The 14,231-nt window shown below is 65.9% G+C and carries 13 protein-coding genes; 9 read left to right on the top strand and 4 right to left on the bottom strand.

Features of this window, described 5'->3' with window-relative positions; all coding sequences use genetic code 11:
• Positions 1–136: 136 nt before the first annotated feature.
• Entirely contained in the window at positions 137–2,035 is a 1,899-nt protein-coding gene (gene mrdA / locus ACKLLE_RS05385; protein ID WP_064303282.1) for a penicillin-binding protein 2, read from the top strand.
• 6 nt (positions 2,036–2,041) lie between these two features.
• Here the strand turns inward: mrdA and ACKLLE_RS05380 are convergent, their stop codons facing one another.
• The 4 genes from ACKLLE_RS05380 to ACKLLE_RS05365 all read right to left on the bottom strand — a co-directional run bounded on the left by ACKLLE_RS05380 (position 2,042) and on the right by ACKLLE_RS05365 (position 8,548).
• The gene (locus ACKLLE_RS05380; protein WP_420057090.1) at positions 2,042–2,815 is read right to left on the bottom strand and encodes an ABC transporter ATP-binding protein; all 774 of its coding nucleotides are present in this window, start codon (positions 2,813–2,815) and stop codon (positions 2,042–2,044) included.
• 115 nt (positions 2,816–2,930) lie between these two features.
• Positions 2,931–4,379 (bottom strand): efflux transporter outer membrane subunit, encoded by a 1,449-nt coding sequence (locus tag ACKLLE_RS05375; RefSeq protein ID WP_420057089.1) that lies wholly within the window; start codon positions 4,377–4,379, stop codon positions 2,931–2,933.
• A gap of 9 nt (positions 4,380–4,388) precedes the next feature.
• Complete coding sequence (locus ACKLLE_RS05370; protein ID WP_420057088.1) at positions 4,389–7,469, bottom strand: MexW/MexI family multidrug efflux RND transporter permease subunit; 3,081 nt, start codon at positions 7,467–7,469, stop codon at positions 4,389–4,391.
• Positions 7,466–8,548 carry an efflux RND transporter periplasmic adaptor subunit gene (locus ACKLLE_RS05365; RefSeq protein ID WP_420057087.1) on the bottom strand — a complete coding sequence of 361 codons (1,083 nt, stop codon included), beginning with the start codon at positions 8,546–8,548 and terminating at the stop codon, positions 7,466–7,468. Before ACKLLE_RS05365 ends, ACKLLE_RS05370 begins: the two co-directional genes overlap by 4 nt.
• A 91-nt stretch (positions 8,549–8,639) precedes the next feature.
• Between ACKLLE_RS05365 and soxR the strand changes: the two genes are divergently transcribed.
• From soxR to ACKLLE_RS05325, 8 genes are all read left to right on the top strand, one after another.
• Positions 8,640–9,116: a redox-sensitive transcriptional activator SoxR gene (gene soxR, locus ACKLLE_RS05360; RefSeq protein ID WP_420057086.1), complete on the top strand. Its 477-nt coding sequence runs from the start codon at positions 8,640–8,642 to the stop codon at positions 9,114–9,116.
• A gap of 179 nt (positions 9,117–9,295) precedes the next feature.
• Positions 9,296–10,666, top strand: a complete 1,371-nt coding sequence (locus tag ACKLLE_RS05355) for a nucleobase:cation symporter-2 family protein (protein ID WP_064303276.1) — start codon at positions 9,296–9,298, stop codon at positions 10,664–10,666.
• Between the two features lie 84 nt (positions 10,667–10,750).
• Positions 10,751–11,143 (top strand): sulfurtransferase complex subunit TusD, encoded by a 393-nt coding sequence (gene tusD, locus ACKLLE_RS05350; protein ID WP_009397593.1) that lies wholly within the window; start codon positions 10,751–10,753, stop codon positions 11,141–11,143.
• 1 nt (position 11,144) lies between these two features.
• On the top strand, positions 11,145–11,504 hold the full coding sequence (tusC, locus tag ACKLLE_RS05345; RefSeq protein WP_420057085.1) for a sulfurtransferase complex subunit TusC: 360 nt from the start codon (positions 11,145–11,147) through the stop codon (positions 11,502–11,504).
• Positions 11,504–11,794 (top strand): sulfurtransferase complex subunit TusB, encoded by a 291-nt coding sequence (gene tusB / locus ACKLLE_RS05340; RefSeq protein ID WP_279897299.1) that lies wholly within the window; start codon positions 11,504–11,506, stop codon positions 11,792–11,794. Before tusC ends, tusB begins: the two co-directional genes overlap by 1 nt.
• Positions 11,791–12,126 (top strand): TusE/DsrC/DsvC family sulfur relay protein, encoded by a 336-nt coding sequence (locus tag ACKLLE_RS05335; protein ID WP_420057084.1) that lies wholly within the window; start codon positions 11,791–11,793, stop codon positions 12,124–12,126. Before tusB ends, ACKLLE_RS05335 begins: the two co-directional genes overlap by 4 nt.
• Positions 12,123–13,118, top strand: coding sequence for a glycosyl transferase family protein (locus ACKLLE_RS05330; RefSeq protein ID WP_420057083.1), 996 nt, complete (start codon positions 12,123–12,125; stop codon positions 13,116–13,118). The genes ACKLLE_RS05335 and ACKLLE_RS05330 overlap by 4 nt, the downstream gene beginning before the upstream one ends.
• 113 nt (positions 13,119–13,231) lie before the next feature.
• Positions 13,232–14,200, top strand: a complete 969-nt coding sequence (locus ACKLLE_RS05325) for a glutathione S-transferase family protein (RefSeq protein WP_420057082.1) — start codon at positions 13,232–13,234, stop codon at positions 14,198–14,200.
• Positions 14,201–14,231 lie beyond the last annotated feature (31 nt).

Here is a 14,231-nt window from a genome sequence, read left to right as displayed (position 1 = left end):
CACAGGGAGCTGGCCGGCGATAAGGCCAGATCAGACAACACCCCTCTTCATGAATCCACATGAACAAGTGTTCATATTCACCCCTGGACGTCCTGGCAACGCGTAGCATCGCCGGCCCGCTGCCCGATACACGCCCATGCCACAACCGATCCCCCTCAAGGACCACGAAAAGGAACAGCATCTGGTCAACCGCCGGCTGGTAGCCTGCGCCATCCTGGTCCTGGCCCTGGTCGCCGTACTCGTGGGCCGCCTCTATGTCCTGCAGGTGCTTCAGCACGACCAGCAGACCGCCGTGTCGGAGAACAACCGCGTCCATATCCTGCCCATCCCGCCCGAGCGCGGGCTGATCTATGACCGCAACGGCGTGGTCCTGGCCGACAACAAGCCCAGCTTCGACCTGACCATGACCCGCGAGCGCGCCGGCGATTCGGCGAAGACCCTGGACACCCTGGCGCAGGTCCTGAACCTCGGCGAAGACGACCGCCGCCAGTTCGACAAGGACCTGCGCCGCGGCCGCAAGCCTTTCGAGCCGGTCACCCTGATGGTCGGCCTGACTGAAGAGCAGATCGCCCTTATCGCGGTAAACCAGTTTCGCCTGCCGGGGCTTGAGGTGGAGCCGCAGTTCATCCGCGAATATCCCCTGGCCGAGCATTTCGCGCACTCCGTGGGCTATGTCGGACGGATCAACGAGAAGGAAGCCAAGGTCCTCGACAGCACCCAGTACCGCGGTACGCAATCGATCGGCAAGACCGGGATCGAGCGCTTCTACGAGAACGAGCTGCATGGCCAGGTTGGCTATGAAGAAGTCGAGACCAACGCTCAGGGCCGGGTGATGCGGGTGCTCAACCATAAGGACCCGGTCCCCGGAAAGAACATCACCCTCAGCCTCGACGCGCATTTGCAGCTGGCCGCCGAGCACGCCCTGGGCGACCGCCGGGGCGCGGTGGTAGTACTCGACCCCGGCAACGGCGACGTGCTGGCGATGGTCAGCAACCCGAGCTTCGACCCCAACCTGTTCGTCAAGGGCATCAGCTTCAAGCAGTACGCTGCCCTGCGCGACTCCATCGACCGGCCACTGTTCAACCGCGTGCTGCGCGGGCTGTATGCACCCGGATCGACGGTCAAGCCGGAGGTCGCCATCGCCGGCCTCGACAGCGGCGTGACCACCCCGGGCAGCCGCGTGTTCGACCCGGGCTATTACGAGCTGCCCAACTACGACCACAAGTACCGCAACTGGAACCGCAGCGGCGATGGCTGGGTGGACATGTACACGGCGATCATGCGTTCCAACGACACCTACTTCTACGACCTGGCGCACAAGCTCGGCATCGATCGCCTGCACGACTACATGGCCCGCTTCGGCCTCGGCGAGAAGGTCTCGCTGGACATGTTCGAGGAAGCACCGGGCCTGATGCCCTCGCAGCAATGGAAACGCGCCACTCGCCGCCAGGCCTGGTTCCCGGGGGAAACGCTGATCCTTGGCATCGGCCAGGGCTATATGCAGGTCACGCCGCTACAGCTGGCCCAGGCCACCAGCCTGCTGGCCAGCAAGGGCAAGTGGCACCGGCCGCACCTGGCGCTCGAAGTCGGCGACACGGCGCCGGTCGACCCCAATCCCATGCCGGACATCGTGCTGCACGACAGCCATGCCTGGGACCAGGTCAACCAGGGCATGCAGATGGTCATGCACGACCCCCGCGGCATCGCCCGCGCCGCCGCCGCCGGAGCGCAATACCGCATCGCCGGCAAGAGCGGCACGGCCCAGGTGGTGGCGATCAAGCAGGGCGAACGCTACAACCGCAACAAGACTCTGGAGCGGCACCGCGACAACGCCCTGTTCGTCGGTTTCGCGCCTGCCGATCATCCCAGCGTGGTAGTGGCGGTGATGATCGAGAACGGCGAGGCCGGCGGCCGGGTGGCCGGGCCGGTGGTGCGGGAAATCATGGATGCGTGGCTACTGGACGATCAGGGGCACCTTAAACCCCAATACGCCGGCGGCCAGGGCCTGGCGCTGCATGCATCGGCACACCCCTAGATACCGTCAACCGTGCCAGCAACGGTACCAGCCATCCTGCTCGGTCAGGCGCAGGTCGGTCTGGTAAAGGGCGGACAGGCGTTCGCTGGTGAGCACGTCGGCCTTGGGCCCGTCGGCGACGATGCGGCCCTTGTCCAGCAGGACCACCCGCTCGATCTCCGGAATGATCTCGTCGATATGGTGGGTGGTGATGATCATCGCGTGCTCGGCACCGCAGAAGCGCCGCATCAGCTTGAGCATGCCCAGGCTGGCGCCCATGTCCAGGCCGTTGGCCGGCTCGTCGAGGATCAGTGCACTCGGCTGGTGGACCAGGGCACGGGCCAGCAGCAGGCGGCGACGCTGGCCGGTGGACAGGCGCTGGAACATGGTCTGTTCATGGCCGGACATCTCTACCACGGCCAGCAATTGGCGGGCGTTCTCCAGTTGCTCGGCGCTGGGCTGCAGATGGCCGTGGGCGCCGATGGAACCGAAGAAGCCGGAGACCACCACGTCCAGCGCCTGGGTGTAGGGGGTGTAGTCGTCCTGCAGGTCCTGGGAGACGAAACCGATGCGGCTGCGCAGGGCCCAGAGATTGACGGTGTCGCTGCCGAACAGGCGCAGGTGGCTGCCCTCGCGCTCCACCGGGTACAGCTCGCGGGTGATCAGCTTGAGCAGGGTGCTCTTGCCGGCGCCGTTGGGGCCGAGGATGGCGACCTTCTCGCCTTCGCCGATATGCAGGGAGAAACCTTCCAGGACTCGGGTATGCTGCTGGAAAGCGGTGACGTTATGGATATCGATCATCAGGGGGCTCTTGGCTGCCTTGTGTAACAGGAGTTTGCCAGAGGCATCGGGGAACCCGCTTGGTTTTTTGTTGTTCTTTCGGGCCCCATCGCCGGCAACGCCGGCTCCCACAAGGTTATTCACCTGCCACAGGACCAGTGTTCGACGCCATCTCTGTGGGAGCCGGCGTTGCCGGCGATGAGGCCCGCCAGGCCAACGCCTTGTACAACCCCACCGCATTCAGATAAGACGCCGTTTCCGCCCCCGCAATCGCCTGCCTTGTGCGCAACAGCTCGCGCTGACTCTCCAGCACCGCCTGATAGCTCCCGCCGCCGGCGTCATAACGCCGGCTGGCGATGGCGAACGCCGCCTCGTCATGCACGGCCGACTTCACCAGCTCCTGCAGATGCCGCTGCTGCTCGGTCAGTTCGACCACGGCGCCCTCCACTTCTTCCACCGCCACCAGCAGCACCTGCTCGAAGCGCGCGCCCTCGCCCTCCGAGCGCGCCTGCGCCGCCCTGAGGCGGGCCCGCACACTGCCCAGGTCCAGCGCCGGCCAGGTCAGCCCGGGGGCCAGTTCGAAGGCCCGCGAGGCACTGCCGAGATCGCCGTCGCGCAAGGCGAAGAAGCCGATAAAGCCTCCCAGGTTCAAGCGCGGATAAAGATCCGCCGTCGCCGCGCCGACGTCCTCGACCCGAGCCGCCAGCAAGCGCTCGGCGCGCACCACATCCGGGCGCTTGCGGATCAGCCGGTCGACATCGCCCAGCGGCAGTTGCCGGGCCAAAGGCAGCGGTGGCGCCGCACCCAACGCCAGCGCAAGACGGCCAGGACGCTGTCCGCATAACACGTCCAGCCGGTACAGGCTGCGCTGCAAAGCACTGCTCAAGGGTGCGATCGATGCCTCGGCCCGCAGCAGGTTGCTCCGCGCACTTTCCCGGTCTTCGGGCAGACCGCTGCCCGCCGCCAGCTGCGCCTCGACCATGCGCACCGTCTCGCCCCAGCTACGCACCTCGTCATGGGCCAGCACCAGTTGCCGTCGTTGTCCCTGGGCCTGGAACCAGGCTCGCGCCACCTCCGCGGCGATGCTCAACTGCACCTGCTCGAGGTCTGCCCGGGACGCCTCGACCCGCGCTTGCGCGGCACGACTGAGGTGATCGAGGCGGCCGAACAGGTCCAGTTCCCATTGCAGATCCAGCCCCGCCCGCCACGACTCGGCCAGGCTGCGCTGGGGCGCCGCGCCGTCCACCGCGCGCTGTTCAAGACTGCGCAGGTAACCGGCCTCGCTGGTGACCTGCGGATAGCGCTTGAGGTCCTGCTCGTCGAGTCCGGCGCGGGCCAGCAGCAGATTGGCGTGGGCCTGGCGCACATCGTTGTTCTGTACCAGGGCCCGCTCGATCAGGCGCGACAGTTGCGGGTCGTCGAAAAAGCCCCACCAGTTCGCCTGCGACTGCGCCCCGGTCGCAGCGAACTCCCCGGCCTGCGGACTGACCAAGGCGATCGGCGCCACATCCGGCTGCCGGTACTGCGGCCCGACACTACAAGCACCCAGGATCAACGCCCCAGCCAACACACCAAAAGACTTCATGGACATTCCTCAGCTCCCCAGCACGCGTTGGGCATCGGCCAGCTGTTGCTTGCGTGCACTTTCGACCCGGTGATCCCGGGCCAGCCATGAATAAAGGGTCGGCAGCACAAACAGGGTGAACAGCGTGCCCACCAGCATGCCGCAGACGATTACCACCCCCAGGCCGAAACGGCTGTTGGCCCCGGCCCCGCTGGCGAACAACAGCGGTACCACGCCGAAGGTCATCGCCGCCGTGGTCATCAGCACCGGGCGCAGGCGGACCTGCGCGGCGCGGATGATCGCCTCGCCACGGCCCAGGTTGTCGCGCACCTGGATCTCGTTGGCGAACGCCACCATCAGGATCCCGTGCTTGCTGATCAGGCCGATCAGGGTCACCAGGCCAATCTGCGTGTAGATGTTCAGGGTCGCCCAGCCCATCGCCAGCGGCAGCAGCGCACCGCAAATCGACAGCGGCACGGTGACCAGGATGATCAGCGGGTCCACCAGGCTTTCGTACTGGGCGGCGAGCACCAGGTAGATCACCACCAACGCGGCGAGGAAGGCCCACATCAGCGCCAGTCCTTCCTGCACGTATTGCCGCGACTCCGATTGCCAGTCATGGCTGAAGCCTGGCGGCAGCTCGCTGGCCAGTTGTTCGAGGAAGGCCACCGCCTGGCCTTGGGAAACACCCGGCGCGGGAATCGCCTGCAAGGTGCTGGCATTCTGCTGATCGAATTGCAGCAGGCGGTTCGGCGCCACGCCGATGTCCATGTGCACCACGCTGGACAGCGGCAGCAATTGCCCGTCATCCGCCCGCACATACTGGCGGGCCAGGGCCTGCGGGGTCAGGCGCTGGTCCTGGATGCTCTGCGGGATCACGTCGTAGGAGCGGCCGTACAGGGCGAAGCGATTGATGTACTGCTCGCCCACCAGCACCGCCAGCGAATCGCCGATGGCCTGCATGCCGATGCCGAGGCTGGCGGCCTTGGCCCGGTCGACATTCAGGCTGACCAGCGGGTTGTTGTAGTCCAGGTCGCTGTCCACCACGACGAACAGGCCGCTTTCCCGCGCGCGCTGCTTGAGCCCTTCCATGGTCTGGTACAGCAGCGGGTAGTCCTGGGCGCTGCGCAGCACCATCTGCACCGGCAGGCCACCACTGGAACCCGGCAGCGAGGCCACCTGGAAGGCGAAGATACTGCTGCCTTCGACCTCGCCCACGGCCTGTTGCAGTTCGGCCTGGACCTGCGCCGCCGAACGCTGGCGGTCACCCCAGGCACTCAGGTTGATGCCGCCGAAACTGCTGGCCGGGCCGTCGGTGCCATTGATGATCCAGGTATCAGTGGTTTCCGGGATGGCCTTCATCACCCGGTCCAGCCTGGCATTGAAATGCTCGGCGTATTCCAGGCTGGCATATTGTGGCGCCTTGATCGCGGCCAGTACCGCCGCCTGGTCCTCCGGCGGCGCCAGCTCGCGCTGCGCCTGCAGGTACAGCCAGGGCAGGCTCAGGCAGACCAGCACGGCGATTCCGCCGCTGATCCAGCGTCGCGCCAGCGATTGCTCCAGCAAACGGCCATACCCTCCGGCCAGGCCCCCGAACACCTTCTCCGCCAGTCGGGCCATCGGTCCCTCCTGCTGGCCGGGCTTGAGCAGCAACGAGCTCATCACCGGCGACAAGGTCAGGGCAACGATTCCGGAGATGATCACTGCACCGGCCAACGTCAGGGCAAATTCACGAAACAGCGTGCCGGTGAGACCGCCCATCAAACCGATGGGCGCGTACACCGCCGCCAGGGTCAGGGTCATGGCCACCACCGGCCCGGCGATCTCCCGGGCGCCCGCCAGCGCCGCAGCCACCGGCGTCTGCCCTTCTTCTATATGACGATGGACGTTCTCCACCACCACGATGGCATCGTCCACCACCAGGCCGATGGCCAGGACCATCGCCAGCAGGGTGAGCAGGTTGAGACTGAAGCCGAAAAACAGCATCAATGCGGCGGCGCCGAGCATCGACAGGGGAATCGCCAGCACCGGTATCGCCACGCTGCGCAGCGAACCCAGGCACAGCCAGATCACCGCGACCACGATCAGCATCGCTTCGAGCAAGGTGTGCAGCACTTCCTTGATCGACGCATCGATAAAGCGTGCAGTCTCGTAGGCCAACGCCACCTTCACCCCTGGCGGCAGGGTCTGCTGGATCTGTGGCAGGAGCTTGCGGATGCCGTCGACGATTACAAGCGGGTTGCCCGAGGGCGTGGGGAACAGGCCCAGGTGCACCGCGGGCTTGCCGTCCATGGTGGCGCTGGTCTGGGTCATGGCCGCGCTCAGCTCGACGCTGCCGATGTCACGCAGGCGCACGAGGTCGCGGCCGTCGTTGCGCACGATCAGGTCGCGAAAGGCCTCGACGCTGGTCAGGTCGGTGTCGACGCGGATATCCGCCAGCACATATTGCCCGCGCACCTGGCCCGGGGTGGCCTGGTAGTTGTTGCGCCGCACCGCCTCGGCCACGTCGCTGGCGGTGACCCCGCGCCCGGCCATGCGCTCGCTGTCCAGCCACAGGCGCATGGCCAGGTTCTGGCCGCCGAAGGTCTGCACCTTGACCACGCCGTCGATCCCCGAGAACTGTGGCTCGACCACCCGCGACAGGTAATCGCTCAATTCGGGGATCGACAGGGTCTCGCTGGAGAACCCGACATAGGCCACCGCGGTGGAGTCCCCCGCCGACAGCTCGACCACCGGATCGTAGGCCTTTTCCGGCAGGCGATAGCGCACCTGGTTGACCTTGGCCATGGCTTGGGTCAGGGCCTGGGTCGGATCGCGGTTGAGGGTCATGCGCAGGGTGATGGTGCTGCGACCCTGCACCGACGAGGACGCCAGGTAGTCGATGCCCTCCACCGAGGACACCGCCTGAGTGATCGGCTGGGTGACGAAGCCCTGCATCAACTCGGCAGATGCGCCGGGGTACTCGGTGGTGATGGTGATGGTCGAGCTTTCCAGCAGCGGGTATTGGCGGATCGGCAACTTGCCGAGGGCGAACAGGCCCATCAGGGTGATCAGCGCACTGACCACCAAGGCCAGCACCGGACGGCGGACGAACAGGTCGGTGAATCTCACGGCCGGCCTCCTTCATCCAGGCTGTTGCCGGCCACGGGTTCCACCGCCATGCCATCGCTGAGCTTGAGCTGGCCGGAAACCACCACCTGCTCGCCTTCGGCCAGGCCAGAGGTGATTTCCACCCGGCCCTGCCAGCGTTCGCCGGTGGTCACGCCGACCCGCGCAACCTGCAGGCCGCCCTCGACCTGCCGCACGACGAACACGGTCTGGCCGTAGGCGGTGTAGGTGACGGCGGTTTCCGGCAGCGACAAGACACTGGCCGGCTGTTGGGCGTCCACACGCACCCGGGCGTACATGCCGGGTTGCAGCTGGCTGTCCGGGTTGACCAGGGTGGCCTGCACCTGGACCAGGCGCGTGGAACTGATCATGGGGTCGATGGCGCTGATCCGCGCCGGGAAGCTCCGGTCCGCCAGGGCATCGATGCCCAGTTGCACGGCCTGTCCGGTACTCAGTTCGGCGACCGCCTGTTCGTTCAGGGAGAAATTCACCCGCAGCCGGTTTGGCTCGACCAGGTTGGCAACCGCGTCGCCCGCATTGAGGTACTGGCCCTGATGCACCCGGCGGATCCCGAGCTTGCCGGCGAATGGCGCGACGATAGCTTTCTGCGCAATCCGCGCTTCAACCTGTTGCAACTCGCCCCTGGCCATGTCGGCAGCGGCGCTGGCGTTGTCCAGTTGCTCCTGGGTGGTGACACTGGAGGCACGCAGCTTGCGCGTCCTCTCCAGCAATGATTCGGCATTGCGCAACTGTGCCCGCAGGCGCAGGCGCTCAGCTTGCTCCGGGGCATCATTGAGCTGGACCAGCAACTGCCCGGCCTTGACCGTCTGGCCCGAGTCGAAGGCAATGCGCGTCACCCGGCCGGCGCTCTCGGCGGCCAGCCGCACCTGATCCACGGCTTCCAGCTCGCCCACCGCGAAACGCTGCCGTGGCGCCGGCATCGACGTAACCCTGGCCAACGCCACCTTGGTTGTCGGCCATGCACCGCTGGCCTGCGCCGGCGGTGTCCGTGGCATGCCCACTACCAACACCAGCACACCCAGCGCCAGCGCCCCTCCCCCCAACAGCAGCCTTTTGCCCATGCTCCGCCCCGCTGATCGATGATGATTCCTGCACTTGCAGGAACGACGGGGCCGGACTATAAAACCTCAACTTTACTTGAGGTCAACAGGTATGGCGGGGAAAAACGCGGTGGACGGGACGCGCCTGCTCAGCGTCGGCGAAGTGGCGCGCCGCGCCGGGGTGCCGGTGTCGACCTTGCACTTCTACGAGGCCAAGGGGCTGATCGCCAGTACCCGCAATGCCGGCAACCAACGGCGTTTTCCGGCGCTGGTGCTGCGGACCATCGCGGTGATCAAGGTGGCCCAGCGCACCGGGATTCCGTTGGAGGAGATCAAGAATGCCTTTGGCCGCTATCCGCCGAACAGCAAGCTGACGGCGGCGCAGTGGGGGGAAATGTCCACGGCCTGGCGCGAAGACCTGAATGCGCGGATACGGACGCTGGAAGCATTGCGCGACAGCCTGGATGACTGCATTGGCTGTGGCTGCCTGTCGCTGGAGGATTGTCCGTTGCGCAACCCGGAGGACAGGCTCGGGTTGGAAGGGCCGGGGCCGCGGGTGCTGGAGGCGGCTTGTCGAGGGCATAAATAGTGCAACAGCACCGCGGGCCTTGTGGGAGCGGGTTCACCCGCGATTACAGTAGTGAATTCACCATCGCAATCGCGGGTGAACCCGCTCCCACAAGTTCCGCGAATCGCCCCTAAGACAGGCTACCGCAAACCTTCGTGCCCCCGTAGAATGCGCTCCTTTTTTTCCGGGGCATCCTTTCCATGAGCTCAATCGAACAAGGCCCGGCACAGGCCAATGAACTGGTCCTCGGCCTGGAAGACCGGCCGCGCCTGGTGATCGGCCTGCTGGCCGCGCTCCAGCATTTGCTGGCGATCATCGTGCCGATCGTGACCCCGGGCCTGCTGATCTGCCAGGCCCTGGGCGTTTCCGCCCGCGATACCAACCTGATCGTGTCGATGTCCCTGGTAATCTCCGGCATCGCCACCTTCGTCCAGTGCCGCCGCTTCGGGCCGTTCGGCGCCGGGCTGCTGATCGTCCAGGGCACCAGCTTCAACTTCGTCGGCCCGCTGATCGCCGGCGGTGCGCTGATGGTCAAGCAGGGTACGCCGGTGGAGGCGGTGATGGCGGCGATCTTTGGCGTGGTCATCGCCGGATCGTTCGTGGAAATGGGCATTTCGCGCATCCTGCCGTTCGTCAAGCGCCTGATTACCCCGCTGGTGACCGGCATCGTCGTGCTGATGATCGGCCTGACCCTGATCAAGGTCGGCCTGATCAGCATGGGCGGCGGTTTCGCCGCCATGGGCAACGGCACCTTCGCCAACGGCGAGAACCTGCTGCTGTCCGGCGTGGTGCTGGCGATCATCGTGGTGCTCAACCGCATCCCGCTGGTGTGGATGCGCAGTTGCGCCATCGTCATTGCCCTCGCCGTGGGCTATGCCCTGGCCGGGTACCTGGGCCGCCTGGATTTCACCGGCATGCATGAAGCGGCGCTGTTCCAGGTGCCGGTACCGCTGCATTTCGGGCTGGGCTTCTCCTGGTCGTTGTTCATTCCGATGCTGGTGATCTACCTGGTCACCTCGCTGGAGGCCATCGGCGACGTCACCGCCACCAGCAAGGTGTCGCGCCAGCCGGTGGAAGGCCCGCTGTGGATGCAGCGGATCAAGGGCGGGGTACTGGTCAACGGGGCCAACTCGCTGCTGGCCGGGGTGTTCAACACCTTCCCCAGCTCGATCTTCGCGCAGAACAATGGGGTGATTCAGCTGACCGGCATCGCCAGCCGCCATATTGGCGTATGGATCGCCCTGATGCTGGTCGTGCTGGGCCTGTTCCCGGCGGTGGCCGGGGTGATCCAGGCCGTGCCCGAGCCGGTGCTGGGCGGCGCGGCCATGGTCATGTTCGGCGCCGTCGCCGCTTCCGGGATCAACATCCTTGCCAGCATCAGCCTGGACCGCCGGGCCCTGCTGATCATCGCTGTGTCCCTGGCCCTCGGCCTGGGCGTGGCCCAGGTGCCGGAGTTCCTCGCCCATATGCCTTCGGCCCTGCGCAACGTGCTGGAATCGGGCGTGGCCACCGGTGGCATCTGTGCCCTGGTGCTGAACTGGTTCCTGCCCGAGGCCAGGCGCGAGGCCTGATCCGGGTCGTGCATCGGACAAGCCCGCAGCCTGCTGCGGGCTTTTTGCTTTATCATGCCGGGTGTTTTTCCCACAGGGCCTGCCATGAAGTTCGTCATCGCGGTTTTTTCCCCCGGCCACGCGCCCTCCTCGCGCCGCGCCTTGCTGTTCGCCCAGGCGGCTCTTGCCGGCGGTCATGAGATCGTGCGCCTGTTCTTCTACCAGGACGGTGTGCACAGCGCCTCGGCCAACGTGGTCACGCCCCAGGATGAAAACGACGTGCCGGCGCACTGGCGCGAGTTCGTCACGGCCCACCAGCTCGATGCGGTGGTGTGCATCGCCGCCGCCCTGCGCCGCGGTGTGCTGAACGACGAGGAAGCCAATCGCTATCAGCGCCCGGCTGCCAACCTGCCGGTACCGTGGGAACTGTCCGGCCTCGGCCAGTTGCATGAAGCCGCACAAAGCGCGGACCGCCTGGTCTGCTTCGGAGGCGATTGAAATGGCCAAGTCCCTGCTGATCATCAGCCGCCAGGCGCCGTGGAGCGGCCCGTCCGCGCGCGAAGCGCTGGATATCGCGCTGGCCGGCGGCGCCTTCGATCTTCCCCTGGGCATGCTGTTCCTCGATGACGGCGTGTTCCAGCTCGCGCCCAACCAGCAACCGGCGCTGCTGCAGCAGAAGAACCTCGCAGCCAATCTTCAGGCCCTGCCGATGTTCGGCGTCGAGGACCTGTTCGTTGCCGCCACCAGCCTGGCCGAGCGCGGCCTGGACCCCGATGGCCTGGGCCTGCCGGTGCAGGTGCTGGATGACGCCGGCCTTGCGGCCTTGATCGACCGTTTCGACCAGGTGGTAACCCTCTGATGAGCACCCTGCATGTCATTTCCCGCTCGCCGTTCGGCGACAACCGCCTGGCCAGTTGCCTGCGCCTGCTCGGCCCGCACGACGGCCTGCTGCTCTGTGGCGATGCGGTGTACGCGTTGAATCCCGGCAGCGTAACGGTAGCCGGGCTGACCACGCTCGGCCCGCGCCTGTATGCCCTTGCGGAAGACCTCGAGGCCCGCGCCATCACCGACACCGTCGCCACGGCCGTGGATTATCCGGCATTCGTCGAACTGTCCCTGAACTACGACAAGGTCAACAGCTGGCTATGAGCATCCTGCATGTCAACGGCCGTGATATCGCCCTCGACAAGGACGGTTACTTGGTGGAACTGGGTGACTGGTCCGAGGATGTCGCCCGGGCCCTGGCCGAGCGCGAGTCCATCGAGCTGAGTGCCGATCACTGGGAAGTGCTGGAGCTGCTGCGCCAGTTCTACCGGGAGTTCGAGCTGTCGCCGGCGACCCGGCCGCTGATCAAGTACACCGCGCTCAAGCTGGGCGCGGACAAAGGCAACAGCCTGCACCTTAACCGCCTGTTCAACGGTACTCCCGCCAAACTTGCCGCCAAGCTGGCGGGCCTGCCCAAGCCGACCAATTGCATATGACCGAGCCACGTCCCCTCGTTACCGAAACCCCGGCCGAACACCCTTTCGCCGAATTCGTCCGCATCCTCGGCAAGGGCAAGCGCGGAGCCCGCGGCCTGACCCGCGAGGAAGCCCGCGAGGCGATGGGCATGCTCCTCGACGGCGAGGTCGAAGAAACCCAGCTTGGCGCCTTCCTGATGCTGCTGCGGCACAAGGAAGAAAGCCCCGAGGAACTGGCCGGTTTTACCGAGGCCTTGCGTGCGCGCCTGGATGCCCCGGCGATCGCCGTGGACATCGACTGGCCGAGCTACGCCGGGAAGAAGCGCCACCTGCCCTGGTACCTGCTGGCGACGCGCTGCCTGGCGGGCAATGGCGTGCGCATCCTGATGCACGGCGGCGGCGCGCACACCGCCGGGCGCCTGTATACCGAGCAGGTACTGGGCCTGCTGGACATCCCCTTGTGCCGCAACTGGGGCGAAGTCAGGACAGCGCTGGACCGGCACAACCTGGCCTTCTTCCCGCTGCAGGACTGGGCGCCGCGCCTGCAACGGATGATCGACCTGCGCAACACCCTCGGCCTGCGCTCGCCGATCCACTCCCTGGCCCGGGTGCTCAATCCGCTGGGCGCCCGCTGCGGCCTGCAGAGCATCTTCCACCCCGGCTACCAGGCGGTGCACCGCGAGGCCAGCCGTTTGCTGGGCGATCGCGCCATCGTGATCAAGGGCGATGGCGGCGAGATCGAGGTCAACCCGGACGCGACCAGCCATCTCTACGGCACCGCCGAGGGTGCGGACTGGGATGAGGAATGGCCGCAGATGTCGGCGCAACGGCATGTGAAGCCGGCAAGCCTGGAGCCTTCGCACCTGTTGAGCGTCTGGTCCGGCGAGTCCCCTGACAGCTATGGCGAGATGGCGGTAGTCGCGACCATGGCCCTGGCGCTGCGAGGCCTTGGGCACAGCCAGGCCGACGCCTTCGCCAAGGCCCGCGAATACTGGGCTGCACGTCTGGCCTGAGACAATCCATCGACTCCATCGATCAAACAGGCGGGATCTTTGCGCTATTCGTTCGAACTTGAGCCCTTAGAATGGCTTCCAATTTCAAAACGAATTGCCAAGGAGCCTTCACCATGGGCCTGTTGATCGACGGACGCTGGCATGACCAGTGGTACCAAAGCAGCAAGGACGGCGCTTTCGAGCGCGAAAACGCGCAGCGCCGCAATGACTTGCCAGCGGCCGAAGCCGGACGCTATCACCTGTATGTATCGCTGGCCTGCCCCTGGGCCCACCGCACCCTGATCTATCGCAAGCTCAAGGGCCTGGAGAGCCTGATCGACGTGTCCGTGGTCAGTTGGCTGATGGGCGAGCATGGCTGGACCTTCGACAAGGGCCTGGGCTCCACCGGCGACAAGCTCGACGGCTTCGACTACCTGCACCAGCGCTACACCCGCGACGACCCGCACTACACCGGGCGCGTCACCGTACCGGTGCTGTGGGACAGGCAGGAGCAGCGCATCGTCAACAACGAGTCGTCGCAGATCATCCGTATCTTCAACAGCGCCTTCGACGGCTTGACCGGCAATCGCCTGGACCTGTACCCGGAGCCGCTGCGGGCAAAGATCGATGCCTTGAACGAGCGCATCTATCCGGCAGTGAACAACGGTGTCTACCGGGCGGGCTTCGCCACGTCGCAGAAGGCGTATGAGGAGGCGTTCGATGCGCTGTTCGCCGAACTGGATACCTTGGAGCAGCTACTGGATCGGCAGCGTTACCTGGCCGGGGAATACCTGACCGAAGCCGATATCCGCCTGTTCACCACCATCGTGCGCTTCGATGCGGTGTACTACGGGCACTTCAAGTGCAACCTGCGGCGGATTGCCGACTACCCGAACCTGAGCAACTGGCTGCGCGAGCTGTACCAATGGCCGGGAGTGGCGCAGACAGTGGATATGGAGCATATCCAGCACCACTATTACGCCAGTCACAAGACCATCAACCCGAACGGCATCGTGCCCAAGGGGCCGAAGCAGGACTTTGGCCAGGCGCATGATCGGGAACGGCTGGTTGGGCGGGGGATCTGGAAGAAAACCGGGCTCTAAAGGCCACCATAATCAATGTGGGAGCGGGTTC

It is taken from the genome of Pseudomonas bharatica, assembly GCF_048586865.1.
In the GTDB taxonomy this organism is placed as follows: domain Bacteria; phylum Pseudomonadota; class Gammaproteobacteria; order Pseudomonadales; family Pseudomonadaceae; genus Aquipseudomonas; species Aquipseudomonas bharatica.
This window is presented reverse-complemented; position numbering and strand designations above follow the sequence as displayed.

Bases quoted from the DNA above. Each gene is read 5' to 3' on its own strand.
- mrdA (WP_064303282.1), top strand. From the start codon at position 137: ATGCCACAACCGATCCCCCTCAAGGACCACGAAAAGGAACAGCATCTG.
- ACKLLE_RS05380 (WP_420057090.1), bottom strand. From the start codon at position 2,815: ATGATCGATATCCATAACGTCACCGCTTTCCAGCAGCATACCCGAGTC.
- ACKLLE_RS05375 (WP_420057089.1), bottom strand. From the start codon at position 4,379: ATGAAGTCTTTTGGTGTGTTGGCTGGGGCGTTGATCCTGGGTGCTTGT.
- ACKLLE_RS05365 (WP_420057087.1), bottom strand. From the start codon at position 8,548: ATGGGCAAAAGGCTGCTGTTGGGGGGAGGGGCGCTGGCGCTGGGTGTG.
- soxR (WP_420057086.1), top strand. From the start codon at position 8,640: ATGGCGGGGAAAAACGCGGTGGACGGGACGCGCCTGCTCAGCGTCGGC.
- ACKLLE_RS05355 (WP_064303276.1), top strand. From the start codon at position 9,296: ATGAGCTCAATCGAACAAGGCCCGGCACAGGCCAATGAACTGGTCCTC.
- tusD (WP_009397593.1), top strand. From the start codon at position 10,751: ATGAAGTTCGTCATCGCGGTTTTTTCCCCCGGCCACGCGCCCTCCTCG.
- tusC (WP_420057085.1), top strand. From the start codon at position 11,145: ATGGCCAAGTCCCTGCTGATCATCAGCCGCCAGGCGCCGTGGAGCGGC.
- tusB (WP_279897299.1), top strand. From the start codon at position 11,504: ATGAGCACCCTGCATGTCATTTCCCGCTCGCCGTTCGGCGACAACCGC.
- ACKLLE_RS05335 (WP_420057084.1), top strand. From the start codon at position 11,791: ATGAGCATCCTGCATGTCAACGGCCGTGATATCGCCCTCGACAAGGAC.
- ACKLLE_RS05330 (WP_420057083.1), top strand. From the start codon at position 12,123: ATGACCGAGCCACGTCCCCTCGTTACCGAAACCCCGGCCGAACACCCT.
- ACKLLE_RS05325 (WP_420057082.1), top strand. From the start codon at position 13,232: ATGGGCCTGTTGATCGACGGACGCTGGCATGACCAGTGGTACCAAAGC.